Origin of the sequence: Leifsonia shinshuensis, assembly GCF_022606355.1 — a bacterium.
In the GTDB taxonomy this organism is placed as follows: Bacteria; Actinomycetota; Actinomycetes; order Actinomycetales; family Microbacteriaceae; genus Leifsonia; species Leifsonia shinshuensis_B.
In genome coordinates this window covers 688,227-703,311 of record NZ_JAHHZQ010000004.1, presented here as the reverse complement: position 1 = coordinate 703,311, position 15,085 = coordinate 688,227, and the positions used below count along the sequence as shown (strand labels likewise).

General features: G+C 65.7%; 18 protein-coding genes, 1 other RNA gene and 1 pseudogene. 8 read left to right on the top strand and 12 right to left on the bottom strand.

The window, feature by feature from the left end:
* A pseudogene (locus KNO15_RS18710) lies at window positions 1–317 on the top strand (hypothetical protein); the annotation flags it as partial.
* 71 nt (window positions 318–388) lie between these two features.
* Here the strand turns inward: KNO15_RS18710 and KNO15_RS18705 are convergent.
* The 5 genes from KNO15_RS18705 to KNO15_RS18685 form a co-directional block, all read right to left on the bottom strand.
* Window positions 389–1,096, bottom strand: coding sequence for a hypothetical protein (locus tag KNO15_RS18705; protein ID WP_241705302.1), 708 nt, complete (start codon window positions 1,094–1,096; stop codon window positions 389–391).
* Window positions 1,093–1,674, bottom strand: a complete 582-nt coding sequence (locus tag KNO15_RS18700; RefSeq protein WP_241705301.1) for a DUF6286 domain-containing protein — start codon at window positions 1,672–1,674, stop codon at window positions 1,093–1,095. Before KNO15_RS18700 ends, KNO15_RS18705 begins: the two co-directional genes overlap by 4 nt.
* The gene (locus tag KNO15_RS18695) at window positions 1,671–1,961 is read right to left on the bottom strand and encodes a hypothetical protein (protein ID WP_241705300.1); all 291 of its coding nucleotides are present in this window, start codon (window positions 1,959–1,961) and stop codon (window positions 1,671–1,673) included. Before KNO15_RS18695 ends, KNO15_RS18700 begins: the two co-directional genes overlap by 4 nt.
* 83 nt (window positions 1,962–2,044) lie before the next feature.
* A complete protein-coding gene (locus KNO15_RS18690) occupies window positions 2,045–2,236 on the bottom strand; it encodes a DUF2273 domain-containing protein (RefSeq protein ID WP_241705299.1) in 192 nt (63 codons plus the stop codon).
* The gene (locus tag KNO15_RS18685; protein ID WP_241705298.1) at window positions 2,233–2,664 is read right to left on the bottom strand and encodes an Asp23/Gls24 family envelope stress response protein; all 432 of its coding nucleotides are present in this window, start codon (window positions 2,662–2,664) and stop codon (window positions 2,233–2,235) included. The genes KNO15_RS18690 and KNO15_RS18685 overlap by 4 nt, the downstream gene beginning before the upstream one ends.
* 135 nt (window positions 2,665–2,799) lie before the next feature.
* Between KNO15_RS18685 and KNO15_RS18680 the strand changes: the two genes are divergently transcribed.
* The 4 genes from KNO15_RS18680 to KNO15_RS18665 all read left to right on the top strand — a co-directional run bounded on the left by KNO15_RS18680 (window position 2,800) and on the right by KNO15_RS18665 (window position 4,665).
* On the top strand, window positions 2,800–3,366 hold the full coding sequence (locus tag KNO15_RS18680) for an RNA polymerase sigma factor (protein ID WP_241705297.1): 567 nt from the start codon (window positions 2,800–2,802) through the stop codon (window positions 3,364–3,366).
* On the top strand, window positions 3,363–3,992 hold the full coding sequence (locus KNO15_RS18675; protein WP_241705296.1) for a hypothetical protein: 630 nt from the start codon (window positions 3,363–3,365) through the stop codon (window positions 3,990–3,992). The genes KNO15_RS18680 and KNO15_RS18675 overlap by 4 nt, the downstream gene beginning before the upstream one ends.
* Window positions 3,989–4,306 carry a hypothetical protein gene (locus KNO15_RS18670; protein ID WP_241705295.1) on the top strand — a complete coding sequence of 106 codons (318 nt, stop codon included), beginning with the start codon at window positions 3,989–3,991 and terminating at the stop codon, window positions 4,304–4,306. The genes KNO15_RS18675 and KNO15_RS18670 overlap by 4 nt, the downstream gene beginning before the upstream one ends.
* 173 nt (window positions 4,307–4,479) lie before the next feature.
* Window positions 4,480–4,665 (top strand): hypothetical protein, encoded by a 186-nt coding sequence (locus KNO15_RS18665; RefSeq protein WP_241705294.1) that lies wholly within the window; start codon window positions 4,480–4,482, stop codon window positions 4,663–4,665.
* A gap of 1,164 nt (window positions 4,666–5,829) precedes the next feature.
* On the opposite strand, the gene KNO15_RS18660 is transcribed toward KNO15_RS18665, so the two are convergent.
* Window positions 5,830–6,933 carry a fatty acid desaturase family protein gene (locus KNO15_RS18660; protein WP_241705293.1) on the bottom strand — a complete coding sequence of 368 codons (1,104 nt, stop codon included), beginning with the start codon at window positions 6,931–6,933 and terminating at the stop codon, window positions 5,830–5,832.
* A gap of 128 nt (window positions 6,934–7,061) precedes the next feature.
* On the opposite strand from KNO15_RS18660, the gene KNO15_RS18655 reads away from it, so the two are divergent.
* Window positions 7,062–7,217: a hypothetical protein gene (locus tag KNO15_RS18655; RefSeq protein ID WP_241705292.1), complete on the top strand. Its 156-nt coding sequence runs from the start codon at window positions 7,062–7,064 to the stop codon at window positions 7,215–7,217.
* A 1,145-nt stretch (window positions 7,218–8,362) separates the two neighbouring features.
* Window positions 8,363–9,541, top strand: a complete 1,179-nt coding sequence (locus KNO15_RS18650; protein ID WP_241705291.1) for a site-specific integrase — start codon at window positions 8,363–8,365, stop codon at window positions 9,539–9,541.
* 186 nt (window positions 9,542–9,727) lie between these two features.
* Here the strand turns inward: KNO15_RS18650 and ssrA are convergent.
* Window positions 9,728–10,122: a transfer-messenger RNA gene (gene ssrA, locus KNO15_RS18645) on the bottom strand.
* A 127-nt stretch (window positions 10,123–10,249) separates the two neighbouring features.
* Between ssrA and KNO15_RS18640 the strand changes: the two genes are divergently transcribed.
* Window positions 10,250–10,915 (top strand): SIMPL domain-containing protein, encoded by a 666-nt coding sequence (locus KNO15_RS18640; RefSeq protein WP_241705290.1) that lies wholly within the window; start codon window positions 10,250–10,252, stop codon window positions 10,913–10,915.
* A 73-nt stretch (window positions 10,916–10,988) separates the two neighbouring features.
* On the opposite strand, the gene KNO15_RS18635 is transcribed toward KNO15_RS18640, so the two are convergent.
* The 5 genes from KNO15_RS18635 to ftsE form a co-directional block, all read right to left on the bottom strand.
* Entirely contained in the window at window positions 10,989–11,660 is a 672-nt protein-coding gene (locus KNO15_RS18635) for a DUF5666 domain-containing protein (RefSeq protein WP_241705289.1), read from the bottom strand.
* Window positions 11,661–11,744: 84 nt separating this feature from the next.
* A complete protein-coding gene (locus tag KNO15_RS18630) occupies window positions 11,745–12,521 on the bottom strand; it encodes a tyrosine-protein phosphatase (RefSeq protein WP_241705288.1) in 777 nt (258 codons plus the stop codon).
* A 45-nt stretch (window positions 12,522–12,566) separates the two neighbouring features.
* A complete protein-coding gene (gene smpB, locus KNO15_RS18625; RefSeq protein ID WP_241705287.1) occupies window positions 12,567–13,043 on the bottom strand; it encodes an SsrA-binding protein SmpB in 477 nt (158 codons plus the stop codon).
* Window positions 13,044–13,110: 67 nt separating this feature from the next.
* A complete protein-coding gene (ftsX, locus tag KNO15_RS18620; RefSeq protein WP_241705286.1) occupies window positions 13,111–14,016 on the bottom strand; it encodes a permease-like cell division protein FtsX in 906 nt (301 codons plus the stop codon).
* Window positions 14,013–15,077, bottom strand: a complete 1,065-nt coding sequence (ftsE, locus tag KNO15_RS18615; protein WP_241705285.1) for a cell division ATP-binding protein FtsE — start codon at window positions 15,075–15,077, stop codon at window positions 14,013–14,015. The genes ftsX and ftsE overlap by 4 nt, the downstream gene beginning before the upstream one ends.
* Window positions 15,078–15,085: the final 8 nt, after the last annotated feature.

The window sequence follows — 15,085 nt, the reverse complement described above, 5'->3', positions numbered from 1 at the left end:
GGGTCTCCGATCGCCGGCTCGAGATCGCAAACACCAACCTGGAGGAACTCACTGACGGGCTCGCTGCGGCCATCGCCGAACGGCTGCACGTCATCAGCGTCGACACCGCAGCAGCCCACGAACGCTTGGAAGCTGAACTGATGGAGAAGTCGCAGCGCGAAACCGACCGTGTAGCGCTCGTCGCTCTCGCCGCCGCGGCCGTCACCTTCGCGCGCGCCGACGCAACAGCCGAATCCGAAGCGCGCTGGGAAGGCGAAGGAGGATCCGACGCGTCTACTCATCCCCGCGCACACAACGGCCATCCCGCCGTACCCTGATCGGCACCCGCGATCAGGCAGGTCGCGACGGAAAAGAAGACATGCCCGCGATTAACCCGACGACGAGCAGTTCACGATGCGGGAACTCTTTCAGGCTGCTCCGCTGCCGCAGGCTCGGACGCTATGGGTTGTGTAGCAGACGCGAGAAGGTCTGAGGGTTCGGGCTCGGTGGTCGCCGTGAGTCGGGTGGACTTGGCAAGTCGGGTGCGAATGCCGCCGCCGATCTGGACCAGTGCCGGGAACTCTGCCCCGAGCAGCGTGTCAAGGGCGCGAAGCGTGGCTTCGATGAGAGTCGCGACATGTCGTGGTGAAACGCCGCGACGGCAGGTGACAGCAACCTTCAGCACGGCAGCGTGTCGCACCGTGTAGGTGGACACGCTGGTCGTGATGAGTTCCGGGCGGCCAGTGAGCGAGTCGTGAAGCAAGTGTTCGGCCAGTGCTGCGTCAATGACGGTTCGACCACGGCCGGTGGTGCCCTCCTGGAACAGCTTGCTGGTGTGTCCGTGCCCCTGCCGGAAGACGAAAACGAGCAGAAGCACGATAAGGAGCAGGAGGGCAACTACTGCCGCGATGGACAACCATCCTGGTCCGTTCCGCGTGACCGCGGGTGCCGTGAGGGCAGAGGCGAGGCTCACCTGCGTGCGGGTCGCTGCGGCCGACCACCCGTTGCGGATACTTGGGTCGGTGGCCAGCAGGAACGCTCCGACACCGCACGCGAAGAGGATCAGGCCGGCAAACAGCACAAGTGAACGGTTGAGGGCCCGGTTGGTGTTGTTCATGCTCCGACCTTTCCGGCCGCATCGATGACGACCCGCGCCGTTACGGGAGGCCGCAGACCGAATGACTGCAGTTGCTCCGTCACCGCCTCGGTCACGGCGGCGAATGAAACCGGCACTCCGGAGGTCGGAGTGATTCGGATCACCGCGCGGCGGTACGAGACGGTGACCAGGGCGTTGTCTCGAGCGACCCCTCCGGCCTCGGCGGCGGTCCGGGCGAGAGCAGAGGCGATGACCTCGTTATCCACGACGGTTACGGCACGTTCGGTGTCGATCAGGTGACGTGCTCGTCGGCCGGGCGCGAGGGCGGCGATGATCAGGACCAGCCCGATGACGGTGACGAGGACGGCGGCGCTGGCGACTACCGCCGGTGGGTAGGTTGCCAGCCGGGCCGTGGCGGTGAGCATGTCCGTCGGGGCGACCAGAAGTGCTGGCAGATGCAGGAGGGACAGCATAAGCTCCAGAGCAAGCCAGGCAAACACGAGGATCAGGATCGTCGCGATGACGATCGCTAGGATCGCCCGGGGCGAGTGCGTCTCGCGGCGCTGGATGCGTGCGTGAATCGAACCTGTGTCGGTCATTGGACTCGGGCCTCAGCCTGGATGGTCGCTCCGGTCAGGTGCACGACGACTGTTGCGATCTCAGATCCGGTCAGCTCCGCGACGCTGGTTCGGATCTGTTCTTGTGCGTTGCGCGCACGTTGCAGCACGTTGCCACCGGTGCGGGCGACAACGCCCGGGTCGGCGGTGATCCGCGGGAGAGCGACCACACCGATCGGTGTGCTCACGTGGAGGGCGAGTGCGCCGGCGGAGTCGGCGAGTTCGACGCGGACGTGTTGCGGGTCGACGTCCAGGGCATCCGCGGTCACAGCAGTCACGATCCGATCAAGCGCCCTCGAAGTGATCCGGGTACGGCCGTGCGGGGCGATCGGCTGGGACGAGGAGGCGGCGGTCACGAGGATGAGCGCTTCCCGCGGAACACGTTGAACAGGTTGCGGAGGTCGATCGGCTTGTCCACGAGCCGTCCGATGAACGCGCCGAGGATCATTGCGATGGCCACCAGCACGAACGCCCAGAAGCCCAGCGTGATCCAGGTGAGGGCGAGGACCGCGCCGATGATGATTCCGATGCGCGCGGCGGTCATTGGACTCGCGCCTCGCCCTGTTCGTCGTCGACGGCGGGGATGTACACGTCGTTGACGGTCACGTTGACTTCTGTGACTTCCATACCTACGAGGGTCTGGATGGCGTCGGTGACGGCTGAACGGACGTCAGCGGCGACCTGTTGGAGCGCGACCGGGTAGTCGGCGACGATGGTCACATCGACAGCGACCTGAGTCTCCCCGACTTCGACTTTGATTCCCTGACCGAGGTCGGCGGCGTTTATGGCGGTACGGATCGCACCGAGGGCACGAGCGGCACCACCGCCGAGGGCGTGAACTCCGGTCACTTCCGCCGCCGCGATGCCGGCAATTTTCGACACGACGTTGTTTTCGATGACGGTCTTGCCGCCGGAAGCGCCTGCGACGATGGGGGTGACCGGTGCCGCCTGGGTGGGAGTGGGTGTTGCCATGATGAAGCTCCTCGAACGGGAAGATGGGACCGGCGCTGTGTGTGCATCGACGGCAGTGGGATAGTCACTACTAGAACGTGTGAACTAGCCCATTCGTCACACGTCGGGGTGAAGTCTTTTCACCGGGGAGGGGCCATGGCCGAGTCCGGACCGCAAGTGCCGTTGCAGCAGGCGACCGATCGCACGCTGGCGGGCCGGGCGGCCGACGGAGATGTGGCCGCGTTCGAACTGCTGGTGCGCCGCCACGGACCCCGGATGCGCGCGTATGCGATCAGAATGCTGGGCTCGACGGACGAGAGCGACGACATCGTGCAGGAAGCGTTCCTCACGCTCTGGCAGAAACTGCCCACCCTGGACAACGTCGACGCGATCCCCAGCTGGCTCATGCGCGTCGTCACCCGCAATTGCCTGGATCGCATCCGCAGCCGCCATCAGCACCCCGGACTGAACGAAGACAGCCTGCCGCCCCAATCTGTCGCCTCCACCGAGACGACTGCGGAGACGCACTCGGAGCAGGAGGCGCTCTCCCTGACGGTGATGGGCCTGCCCGAGATTCAGCGGCGTTGCTGGCTGTTGCGGGAAGTCGCGGATTACAGTTACGAGGACATCGCCCGGGAAATGGACCTGCCTGTTTCGACCGTGCGCGGACTTCTCGTCCGTTCGCGAAAAACGGTCATCCGGGAAATGGAGGAATGGCGATGACAGCCCAACCGCCCACCCCAGACCGTGACCGGTGGGATCTGGCACCGGACTCGCTCGACGGACACACCATCGACGAGTTGCTGGACTACCTCGACCGCGATCAAACACCACCCGATTCGTCGATCGACCGCTCGGCAGCGTGCCGAATGGCTCTCGACGCGCTCCAACGACTGCGTGCCCTCTCTTCTGGCCTGCTCGACTGGGACGCCCAGCACCAACCCCAGCGGGACGACGGTTGGGTGCACGCCATCTTGTCCGGCATCAGCAGGGAAGCCGGTCGCGGGCGTGACATCCCGTTGCCCTTCCCCGACCCGGCTGCCCGGCTGGTCATCACCGAGGGAGCGGTGCGAGGGATGATTCGCGAGGCGGCAGACAGCGCCGGCGGCATGCTTATCGGCCGCTGCCGCTTTGTCGGCGACATCACTATCCCCGCGAAAGCGGTCACCCTCGAGATCGAGGCGAGCGCCTACTGGGACGAACCCATCGCCACGGCCACCGATAGAGTGCGCGCCGAAATCTTCCACGAGGTCGCCCGCCACACCCCGCTCAACCTCACCGCGATCAACATCACCATCCACGACATCGTTCGCTTCAACGCGCACGCGCATGAGGAGGACATCTCGTGACACAGGAACGCGACCTGTCGGACGAACTCACAACACTGATCCGCAGCACACGCGGGGTCACCGCGATCTATGCTCCCGTGCTCAGCATCCCCGGCTCGATCGGCAACCTCGGCGCGTCGAACGGCCGGCCGCCGGGTGTAGTCGTAACCATCACTGCCGACCGAATCTCCGTTTCGATCAGCATCGGCGTGGAACGTGACCTCGCAGCCCAAACCACCTGCCGACACGTCTACGACACAGTCGCGAACTACCTCACAAGCCACGTTGCACTAACCCCAACGGAAATCCGGGTCACCGTAGCAAGCATCAGCTGACCGCCCACGCCAAGCGGGCGCCGACCCGGCCAGATGTGAGCGCACACATCTGGCGGACGTATCGTGAGTACACACGGACCGTCATCGCTGTTGCGCCCAGCAATTGCCGGGCACTGCGGCCGGTCTGCGTCCGCTCGCCTCACCCGCGAACGGCAATCTCAGAGAAGGTCATCATGACTGCAGGGCAAAGCATCAAAGACGCTGGCGAAAGTACCAGCAAGGTCACCGACCACGTCGTCGACGCGGTCGAGGACAAGGTCAACACCGTCACCGACGCTGTCGAGGACGCGCTCCGCACCGCGGCCGACAAGATCCACGCGGCTGCCAGCCAGCCCGCGTCCGTCCCCACCACAAAGTAGTATCCGCCGCCTGAGCCGCGTCCGCGCGATGCCGCTCAGGCGGTCTCCCTCGCCGAGCCCGACGGAGGCCAATTGCCGGAAGATTCGAGAATCGCACCCGCTGGCACGCGCGGCAGCTGCAATCACTGATGGCCACTCCAGAAGTGGATACAGTGCTCGTCACTGGCGGTGTTAACGGCCGAATCTTCTCCGAAGGGCACGGGAATAGACTCCACCGGCATTACCAGCGATAGCGGCCTTCCCGCCGAGAGCGCCGGAGGTCAGCGCGCAGAAGATGCATTCCCCGGTTAGCGGATTGACCAGACTGGCTGCGCCGCCGACAAGAAGCACGCGGCCGACAACGGGGCGGGGCATGCGGGTTGATAACGGCAATAAGTGTCCGGTCAGTCGGGTGGAGTCAACCGCGAAGCCTGGGAGTAGTCCGGCTGCGCGATCCTCCGACTCTGACCGGGTCATTGCCGATGCAGTCGTCCCGTAGCCGAGATTGACGGTGCCGTGGACAGTTCGGAACGCGCATGCGTAGGCCCGGCCGGTGCCAAGCTAAGGATCCCAGCAAAGATAGAGCCCGTCGAAGCCATCCAGGGCGGGCGCGTACCCCCGCACGGCTACGGCCAGGTACCCGCGGTTGGGCGGCTGTCCCACAGGACGGCGCACCGTTGCGTTCGCCCCGTCGGCGCCGATCAGCACTTGCGCGCTATAGGTGCCGTCAACGACGACGCGGCTCGCATCTTGGTGTACTTCGCGCCGGCATGCTGGCGGTAGATCACCCCGGACTTGCCGGCAGCGAGCATAAGCCGGTGATCGAGCTCAGCCCGAGGGACCACATACCCGGGATGCAATGCCGTTCCAGTCGTGTCGGCATTTCCAGCGACCAGCTGGAACCGAGACACCCGTTCGTTCGGGCAGAGCAGGCCAGGGAGACCAGGCCATCGATCCGCTGGCGGCTTCAGGGCTCGCCCCCGTCGCCGCGCACTTTGTCCCGGCCCCAGCTGTTCTCGATCACGGACATCAGTACCCTGGCGGTCGCCCGAGCGCGTAAAGCACTCATTGCCGCCGCCGAGCCGCGGCCTGGCGCCGACGACGATGACTTCGAACGCCTCAGGAACCCCCGTCACAGCAGCGCCCTCCGTCCACACGCAGCGCCCAGTTTCGAGCCACCCTGTCTTAACGCCCCAACGCGCTCGCGGCTGGGCAGTCGAAAGGATCGGCACCAGCAGACAGGCCGACCCGGTTCAGGTAGCGGATTACAATGCCGTACGACTCGATAAGCGTGGCCTCCGTGTATGCGATCCCCTTTTCGGCGCAGTAGGCCTTCGTGATCAGTTGTGCTTGCTTGAGATGCGGTCGGGGCATGTTTGGGAACAGATGGTGTTCGACCTGGTGGTTGAGTCCGCCCATGAATAGATCCATGAGGCGGCCGCCCCGCACGTTGCGGGACGTGAGAACCTGGCGCCGGAGGAAGTCCACGTTGGCGTCACGCGCCAGGATGGGCATCCCTTTGTGGTTCGGAGCGAAGGATGCGCCCATATAGATTCCGAACACCGCGAGCTGAACGCCCAGGAACGCGAACGCCAGTCCGGGTGGCAGCAGGAGGAACAGCACGGCAAGGTAAGCGCCGAATCGGGCGACGAGCATCAGTGCCTCCAGCCAGCGCTTGTCGACCTTGCCGGGCCCGAAGACGGTGCGGAAGCCGTGCAGGTGCAGGTTCACCCCCTCGAAGGCGAGGAGCGGAAAGAACAGGTAGCCCTGTCGCCGAGTCACCCAAGCGTAGGGGCCGCGCGCTTTCGCGGCGTCGGTCTCGGTGAACGAGACGAAGTCGCGCGCAATGTCAGGGTCTTTGCCGAAGATGTTCGGGTTCGCGTGGTGACGACTGTGTTTGGTCATCCACCAGGAGTAGCTAATACCGACGATCAGGTTCGCGATCACGCGGGCCGCCACGTCGTTCGCCTTGCCTGAGGTGAAAACCTGGCGATGTGACGCCTCATGACCGAGAAAGGCGAACTGGGTGAACACGAGACCGAGTATGCCGGCCAGGATGAGCTGGAACCAGGAGTCACCGAGCAGAACGAAGCCGACACCGACGGCGCTCAGAACGACAACCAGGATGATGAACATCCCGATGTAGAAGCCGCGGCGCCTCGACAACAGGCCGGCATCTCGAACGGTACGAAGGAGCGCCGAATATTGAGTGGTCGGGTTGGACCGGTCACCGCCGCGTTTGGGGCGCGTGAAAATGACCGCTGAAACTCTCGAATCGGTGCCGGACATTGTGCCCCCTATCGGCGCGAGCGAAGTGCTCTAGCAACCAGGGTCTGGGGCAGCAATCAAAAGACTAACAGTGCACCTTGTGGGTAGCGTGGGACCTTGACGACGGGGTTACTCGCGGTCGGGCATGAGTGTATACCGTCACCAGATCGCCGGGCGCCGGGTACCCCGGCGCCATCCTGCTCACCTTCTCGACCACCTGCGCAATGTCGGCCTTCTGGTGGCCGACCGACGCACCCCTGGTCCTGGCAGGAGGGGCCGCGGCATTCGGCTTCGTCTACCGCTGACTCCACAGACATGGCGATGCCCCTCGCACTGAACTGGACAGGACGCTCAGCGACCTGGTGGACCAGGCGCCTTCTACTCTCGTGGCTGTTCTGGTTTCTCCCAGCAATCGGCGACGCGCCCCTGATCGTGCGCGCCGTGGCAATGCGCCGTCGCGAGCGCCTACGTCGGTTGAGCTAGCTCCTCCTTAAAATGACGAACGCGCTAGAGGTCGCGCTGGCAATTGGGCTCGCATCACTGGACCCGCCTCGAGATGGATCAGCCATAGATAGGCCGAGGGACTCGAAAATCAGTAACGAAGAATGGACCCTACAGACGACCACCGAAAGAGATGAGAAACCCAGCGCGAGAAGCAGCGAAGGGCAAGCAAGCACAGACCAAAGACAACCAGTCGAAACGCAATGCACGTAGGCACTTTAAGTGGAGCGCTGCTCAGCGCCCGGAATGACGGGGGTCGCGTGTAAACCAAGGTGCATGGCAAATCGGGGGAAGGCAAAGCGGGCAGAGGGACGTGGAAGGTCCTACGCGCGCCAGCGGCTTGAGCGCGACGCAGCCTCCGCCAGACGCTCATCCGAGAGACAGCGCATCGCTGAAACTGCGCGAACCACCAACGCTCTATCTGAGCTGGAAACGAAGTGGGGCGGACGCGAAGAAGCGCTCCGACATCTACGTGACGTCGCGTCGACGATCGAACGTCTGCGACGAGAACAGGCCGCAGCTCGGACAGAGCGCGACCAACTGATCACCCGTTTGCGCAACGCCGGCGAGAGCTGGAACTCACTCGCCGCACTAACAGGTCTCAGTCGTCAAGCGCTGAGCAGGCGAGCTCCCGATGCCTAACACCGGAACCTCTGATGCTGAGCAGCTCTCAGCCGGCCCCGCAGCGGCCAGTTTCGCGCGTTGGTCGACCGCGTCAAGGGTGCAGCTCCGCTGCATCGCGAAGCGACGCGCAGCGCCCTTGACACGGTCTCCCAACACGCAATCATCAGGGAGCGGGGCAGTCGCAAGAACCGAGCCGGGTTGGTTTCAATCGCCGCACGCTCGAAAGCCTGAAGTACGCGACGATCTCGCCCGAACTTGCCAACCTGTATCCGAGGGCGCTTCTGATCAGAAGCGCCACGACCACCGCCGTCACTAGGAGGTCATCATGGGCAGCGTCACTCCGTACGACACAGCGGCCGGACGACGCTGGCGGGTCCGATACCGGACACCGGAGCACGTCCAGACGGACAAACGCGGCTTCACTACCAAGCGAGACGCGGAGCTCTATCTCGCCAACGTCGAGATCTCGAAAGCAAGCGGATCCTTCGTCTCCGCTGCCGCGGCACGCGTCACGGTCGGCGAATTGGCTGCCGAGTGGCTGGCGAACAAGCAGCAATCGATGAAGCCCTCGAGCTACCACTCGATCGCCGTATCGTGGCGCGTCTACGTCGGCCCGCGTTGGGCAACGACACCAGTCGGGGCGATCCGCGCCAGCGCCGTGGAGCAGTGGATCCGTCAGCTTGGGCAAGGAACGGCTGTCACGCACAAGAGCGGAGGAAAGACCGTCCCTGCAGCGCAGGCCCGTCCGCGCTCAGCGACGGTCGTTCTCCGCGCCCTCGGTGTGCTTGCCGGCGTCCTCGACATGGCCCTCAAAGATGGCCGAGTACCCAAGAATGTCGCGCGGCGCACAGAGGGAGCGCCCCGAAAGGTTTCCAACAAGCCACGTCGTTATCTCAGCCACGCCGAGGTCGCCCGTTTCGCCGCAGCTGCCGCCACGCCAACCCAACGGACGATGATCGTCCTGCTCGCGTACTGCGGGCTGCGATGGGGAGAGGCCGTCGGGCTCCAAGTTCGCGACCTGAACATGCTGCGTCGACGCCTGCAGATCAGCCGCACGGCCACCGAGGTCGACGGCAAGATCCTCGTCGGTGCACCAAAGTCGTGGGAGAAGCGCGCCGTGCCGTTCCCCGCCGTCCTCGCCGAGCCGCTCGCGCACCTCTGCGAAGGCAAAGCGCCAGACGACCTGGTCTTCGCCGATCGCTTCGGGCAGTTCTTGCGCCGACCCAAAACCAGCGCCGGCACGTCGTCATGGTTTCTCGACGCTCTCGTCGCCTCCGACATTGAGCGCCTCACTCCGCACGATCTCCGGCACACTGCGGCGAGCCTCGCCGTCAGCTCCGGAGCGAACGTCAAAGCGGTCCAGCGGATGCTCGGCCACAAGTCGGCCGCGATGACACTCGACACGTACGCGGATCTGTTCGAAGACGATCTCGACGAGGTGGCTGAGCGCCTCGACGAGGGTGCCCGCCGGGCCAACCTCGCCGACGTGTGGGCACGCAACTAACTCCGCGCCCATAACGCTCGTGTAATCACAATGAGCTCCGTTAGAGCCAACGAGATCACCCAATGCCCACAAAAGTGTGGGCAAAGTGTGGGCACGCGACCAAATCGGGGCCTCTCCCGCAAGCGGAAAAGGCCCCGACTTCCGCGTGATTACGCGGATCTCAAGCAACGCGCGACGACGACCGATTGGTGGAGATGGGGGGAATCGAACCCCCGTCCACTGCTGTGGTCATGTGCCTTCTACGGGCGTAGCCAGTGAAGTCGCTTTCTCAGCCCCGGAACTTGTCGCTGGCACCTGCTCCGACGGGCTCAGTATCAGTTGGAGTCCCTCTGCGCCCTGATGCTCAACGCAGAAGCAAGTCTTCTAGCTGACGCCAGGATCCGGGTAGAAGACAGTTCCCGGTCTGACGGTCTCTTCAGATGGCGAAGGGGAACTTACGCCGCGAGGGCGAAGTCGGCCTTGGCCGAGACAGTGCTCTTGTTATTGGCACTTATTTTTTGCATGGATCGTTTACGAGATAACCATGCATCCTCGACCCGCTTCTCACACTCTCGCAGACAATGTCGAAACCGATCATCCCCGTGCGACGGCCGTGAGGCCGGGTCGTCATCGCGCGCTGTTGAGTTGTCCAGATGCAATCACCGCATGCCGCGGCGAGCTTCTGATCCTACAACAACATCGACGCCGGTTCTATGCCAGCATCGGGGAATGGCCGACACGATCATCACCGTCCAGGGCGAGTACGAGATCACGCACCCGGCCGAGCGCGGCGTGGTCCGCATCACGGTCGGATACGAGGGCGAGCAGCGCGACGAGACACTCGCGCTGACGACGCAGCGGCACGCCTCCCTGGTCGCGGAGCTGCGGGAGCTGCACAACCCGCAGTCGGGCCCGGTGACGTCGTGGGCCTCCGACCAGCTGCGGGTGTGGGGAGACCGGCCGTGGAACCAGGACGGCCGCAGGCTGGCGCCGGTCTTCCACGCGGAGGTCGGCATCGAGGTGACCTTCGGCGAGCCCACCGCCCTGTCCGACTGGCTGGGCGTGGTCTCGATGCTCGACGGCGTGACCATCCAGGGTGTCACCTGGACGCTGACGGAGGCCAAGCGGCAGTCCATCACGCAGGAGGCGCGCCGTCGGGCCGTGGAGAACGCGGTGGCCAAAGCCACCGTCTACGCCACCAGCCTCGGTCTCAGCAGCGTGCGACCTCTCGCACTGAGCGACCCGGGAATGCTGGGCGACGGGCCGGCTCCCGGTCAGCCGGTGCCGCTGGCCGCCCGTGCGATGAGCGCGGACTTCGGCGGAGCGACGCTCGCGCTCAAGCCGGAGGACATCACGGTCGCCGTCCAGGTGCACGCGCGGTTCACGGCGTCCTGAAGCGGGTCGCGATTCGTCGCGAATCGCGACATTCGTGCCACGAATCACGACATTCGTGACGAATGTCGAAGCGTCAGCTTCCGGGCGTCGCGCCCGGTGTCGCGCTGGAACCCGGCACCGACGGCGGCCGGACCGGCAGGTCGGCCACCTTGAGGATGCGGTTGGCCGTCACCGTGCCGCCCGAACGCTCGCCGATGACGATGACCTCGTCGCCGACCGCGAAGTCGGACGCCTTCTGCGACTGCCCGGGCGCACCGTACGCGGTGGACGAGGAGGTGTCGACCGTGAGGGACGCGCCCCGTGCCGTCGTGATCGTCCAGGTCGAGCCGTCGATCTTCGTGACGCTGCCGCGGACCACGCCCTTGGCGATCGGACCCTCATCCTGACGGCCGTTCTGACCGCCGCCCTTCTGCCCTCCGCCGCCCGTGCCGCCCTGGCCCGGCACCGGAATCGGAACCTTGCCGCCGCCCTGGAATTCGTGCGAGATGGAGAAGCCGCGGTGGAACAGCACGGAGCCGACCGCGAAGGCGCCGGCTCCGGCGATGCCGATGAGCAGGATGACGGCCAGCACGAGCGTGGAGATCGCGAACGCCAGCCCGTGACGCTTGTAGAACGGCTCCACGATCGCGGTCGGCCCCTGGGGACCGGGAGCGTACTGCTGCGAACCAGAAGCGTACGGCTGCTGCGGCGCCGCGTTCTGCGGCTGCTGCGGGGGCAGCGGCTCGGTGGGCCGGGTGTCGTCCATGCTTACAAGAACACCCGATCGAACCGCATTCCGGCTGGGAGACGGTTATGGCTTGGATGTGAATGCCGGAGCATCCCCCTCACCTCAGGCCGGATCGACCAGCACCGACCGCAGCTTCGACAGCTCCACCTCGTTCAGCCCGGCAGCGAGCAGGTACTCGCGCACCCCGCCGAACTTGCGGTCGAGCAAGTCGAGCGACGCTTCGAGCGCCTCCGGCGGGCTGCCGCCGAGGATGACGCGCAGGTCGGGCGTGACCTCGACACCGTGGCTCGTCACCAGGGCGATCATGCCCTCCAGCCACTGGCCGTCGAGGTTGGCCTGTGTCGCCGCATAGTCGGCGACCACCGTCGCGCGGTCGACGCCCACAGCCGTCAGCGCGAGCGCCACCACGATGCCGGTGCGGTCCTTTCCCGCCGTGCAGTGCACGACCACGGCCTCCTCGCCGGTGTCGGCGATCTCCTGCAGCGCTCGCACGACCACGTCACGGTGCTGCAGCAGGATCTTCTGGTAGAGCCCCTCCAGCGTGACGCCGATCGTCGACGCGGACGCCCCGGAGCCCTCGAACACCGGAAGGTGGAGGCGCTCGAGGTCGAGCCCGTCGACGTCGTCGGGCATCACCTGGGTCTCGAAATCGTCGCGCAGGTCGATCACGACCCGCACGCCGAGGTCGCGCAGGGACTGCCGGCCCTCGTCGCCGAGACGCGCCAGGCCGTCGGACCGGAACAGCTTGCCGCGGCGCACGACCCCCTCCGGCACCGGATAGCCACCGACATCGCGGAAGTTGTAGGTGCCGTTCACGGGGATGCGCTCGGCCACGGCGTCGGCCACCCGGCTGCCCGTGCCCTCATCGTGCGTGCTCATGAGCTCATCCTGCCACCCGCTCCCGACAGAGCGCCGCAGAGCGGGTCACTCGCCGAGATGACGCCTGCTGGACATCGCCCGCTCCGCTTCGCGGTTGTCCTGACGTTCGCGCAGGGCCTGGCGCTTGTCGTACTCGCGCTTGCCCTTGGCGACGGCGAGCTCGACCTTGGCGCGGCCGTCGCTGAAGTAGATCGAGAGCGGGACGATCGTGTAGCCGCCCTGCTTGACCTTGTTCTCGATCTTGACGATCTGCGCCTTGTGCAGCAGGAGCTTGCGCTTGCGGCGGGGAGCGTGGTTGTTCCAGGTGCCGTCGAGGTATTCGGGGATGTGCACGGCGTCGAGCCAGGCCTCCCCGCCGTCGACGAACGCGTAGCCGTCGACGAGCGACGCGCGCCCCTCGCGCAGCGACTTCACCTCGGTGCCGGTGAGGACGAGCCCCGCCTCGTAGGTGTCCTCGATGGTGTAGTCGTGGCGCGCTCGGCGATTGGTGGCCACGACCTTCTGGCCACGTTCCCTGGGCACAGCTGCTCCTGACGTCGAAGATGGTGCTGCCCGGCACGTCGCCGGGCAGCAGACCAGTCTATACGGGTCAGACCCTCAGATACCGCTTGATCGCGAAGTTCGCGCTGAGCGCGGCGAGCAGGGCACCGATCACGATGACGAGCGGGATGACCGGCCAGGCCTGCTCCATGGACACGAAGTTGATGGACGGGATGCTCGCCTGCAGCGGTCCGTGCACGAACACCTGCACGAGGATCCAGATGACGGTCGCCGAGAGCACGGCGCCGATCAGGGCCGCGATCACGCCCTCGATGATGAACGGGGTCTGGATGAAGCGGTTGGATGCTCCCACCAGGCGCATGATCCCGATCTCGCGTCGTCGGGAGAACGCCGAGAGCCGGATCGTCGTCGCGATCAGGAGGACCGCCGCGACCAGCATCAGGGCCGCGATTCCGAGAGCCGTGTAGCTGCCGGCCGACAAGATGCGGAAGATCTGGTCGAGGTAGCTGCGCTGGTCGACGACACTCTGCACGCCGGGCGAGCTCGAGAGCGTCTCGGTGAGCACGTCGGACTGGTTGGGGTTCTTGAGGTTGACCCAGAACGTCTGGGGGATCATGTCCGCCGTGACGTAGTCGGCGATCTGATTGCCCTTGAACTGCTGCTTGAACTGCTCGTAGCCCTGCTTCTGGTCCTGGAAGAAGAACTTCTGGATGTAGGGAGCGAGCTCGGGCGACTCCAGCTGCTTCTTGACAGCGGCGACCGTCTGATCGGTCGCAGCTCCGCCCGGGCAGTTGTCCGTCTCGGTGCACATGTAGACCGCGACCTGGGCGCGGTCGTACCAATAGGTCTTCATCTGCGCGATCTGCAACTGCAGCAACGCGGCCGTGCCGACGAACGTCAGGGAGATGAACGTCACGAGCACGACCGAGACGACCATGGAGAGGTTGCGGCGCAGGCCGTTGCCGACCTCCGACCAGATGAGCCCGAATCTCATTTCGTGGGTCCCACATTCTGTTCGCCGTCGCGGTCGGACGCGTCGCGCAGCCCGCTCAGGTCGAGGTTGGCTGTGAAGTTCAGGTGGTCGGGGAGGTTCTCCTCGCCACCGGCCGCAGGCACGGTGGCCGGAACGGGGGCGGGCACCGCCTGGACCGGAGCCGACACCGGCTGGACCGGGCCCGTCGCACCGCCCACGGCGACCGGGCCCGTGGGGTTGGCCACCGGCGTGTGCGGGCGGGTCATCGGCTCCGAGGCCGACGGCGCGCCGGGCGCGACGGGGACGACCGGCGGTACAGGCGCAGGAACGACGCCGGTCGACGTCTCGACGGGCACGGCGAGCCCCTCCGCTGTCGGCCGGGGCAGCGGGATGGAGGTGGTCACACCGTAGCCGCCGTGACGCTCGTCGCGCACGATCTGACCGCCGACCAACTCGATCACACGCTGTTTCATCTGGTCGACGATCGCCGCCTCGTGCGTGGCCATGAGCACTGTCGTGCCTCCGGCGTTGATCTGTGCCAGCACCGACATGATCCCGGCGCTGGTGGCCGGGTCGAGGTTGCCGGTCGGCTCGTCGGCCAGGAGGATCTGCGGCTTGTTGACGACCGCTCGCGCGATCGCGACACGCTGCTGCTCACCGCCGGAGAGCTCGTGCGGGAGGCGCTGGGCCTTGCCGTCGAGCCCGACCATCTTGAGCACGTCGGGCACGGCCTCCTGGATGAAGCCCCGCGACTTGCCGATCACCTGCAACGTGAATGCCACGTTCTGGAAGACCGTCTTGTTCGGCAGCAGCCGGAAGTCCTGGAAGACCACACCGATGTTGCGGCGGAAGTACGGCACCTTGCGCGAGGAGATCGTCCCCAGGTCCTGTCCGAGGACGTGGATGGCGCCCTTGGTCGGCCGCTCCTCCTTGAGGATCAGCCGGAGGCAGCTCGACTTGCCCGAGCCGGACGCGCCGACGAGGAAGACGAACTCGCCGCGCAGCACTTCAAGGTTGATGCCGTTGAGCGCCGGGCGCGTCGTGCCCGAGTACTGCTTGGATACGTGTTCGAACCGGATCATGACTGTTA

Excerpts from the sequence above, each read along its gene's own strand:
- KNO15_RS18705 (WP_241705302.1), bottom strand. The coding sequence starts at position 1,096 with ATGAACAACACCAACCGGGCCCTCAACCGTTCACTTGTGCTGTTTGCC.
- KNO15_RS18700 (WP_241705301.1), bottom strand. The coding sequence starts at position 1,674 with ATGACCGACACAGGTTCGATTCACGCACGCATCCAGCGCCGCGAGACG.
- KNO15_RS18690 (WP_241705299.1), bottom strand. The coding sequence starts at position 2,236 with ATGACCGCCGCGCGCATCGGAATCATCATCGGCGCGGTCCTCGCCCTC.
- KNO15_RS18685 (WP_241705298.1), bottom strand. The coding sequence starts at position 2,664 with ATGGCAACACCCACTCCCACCCAGGCGGCACCGGTCACCCCCATCGTC.
- KNO15_RS18680 (WP_241705297.1), top strand. The coding sequence starts at position 2,800 with ATGGCCGAGTCCGGACCGCAAGTGCCGTTGCAGCAGGCGACCGATCGC.
- KNO15_RS18675 (WP_241705296.1), top strand. The coding sequence starts at position 3,363 with ATGACAGCCCAACCGCCCACCCCAGACCGTGACCGGTGGGATCTGGCA.
- KNO15_RS18665 (WP_241705294.1), top strand. The coding sequence starts at position 4,480 with ATGACTGCAGGGCAAAGCATCAAAGACGCTGGCGAAAGTACCAGCAAG.
- KNO15_RS18660 (WP_241705293.1), bottom strand. The coding sequence starts at position 6,933 with ATGTCCGGCACCGATTCGAGAGTTTCAGCGGTCATTTTCACGCGCCCC.
- KNO15_RS18650 (WP_241705291.1), top strand. The coding sequence starts at position 8,363 with ATGGGCAGCGTCACTCCGTACGACACAGCGGCCGGACGACGCTGGCGG.
- KNO15_RS18640 (WP_241705290.1), top strand. The coding sequence starts at position 10,250 with ATGGCCGACACGATCATCACCGTCCAGGGCGAGTACGAGATCACGCAC.
- KNO15_RS18635 (WP_241705289.1), bottom strand. The coding sequence starts at position 11,660 with ATGGACGACACCCGGCCCACCGAGCCGCTGCCCCCGCAGCAGCCGCAG.
- KNO15_RS18630 (WP_241705288.1), bottom strand. The coding sequence starts at position 12,521 with ATGAGCACGCACGATGAGGGCACGGGCAGCCGGGTGGCCGACGCCGTG.
- ftsX (WP_241705286.1), bottom strand. The coding sequence starts at position 14,016 with ATGAGATTCGGGCTCATCTGGTCGGAGGTCGGCAACGGCCTGCGCCGC.
- ftsE (WP_241705285.1), bottom strand. The coding sequence starts at position 15,077 with ATGATCCGGTTCGAACACGTATCCAAGCAGTACTCGGGCACGACGCGC.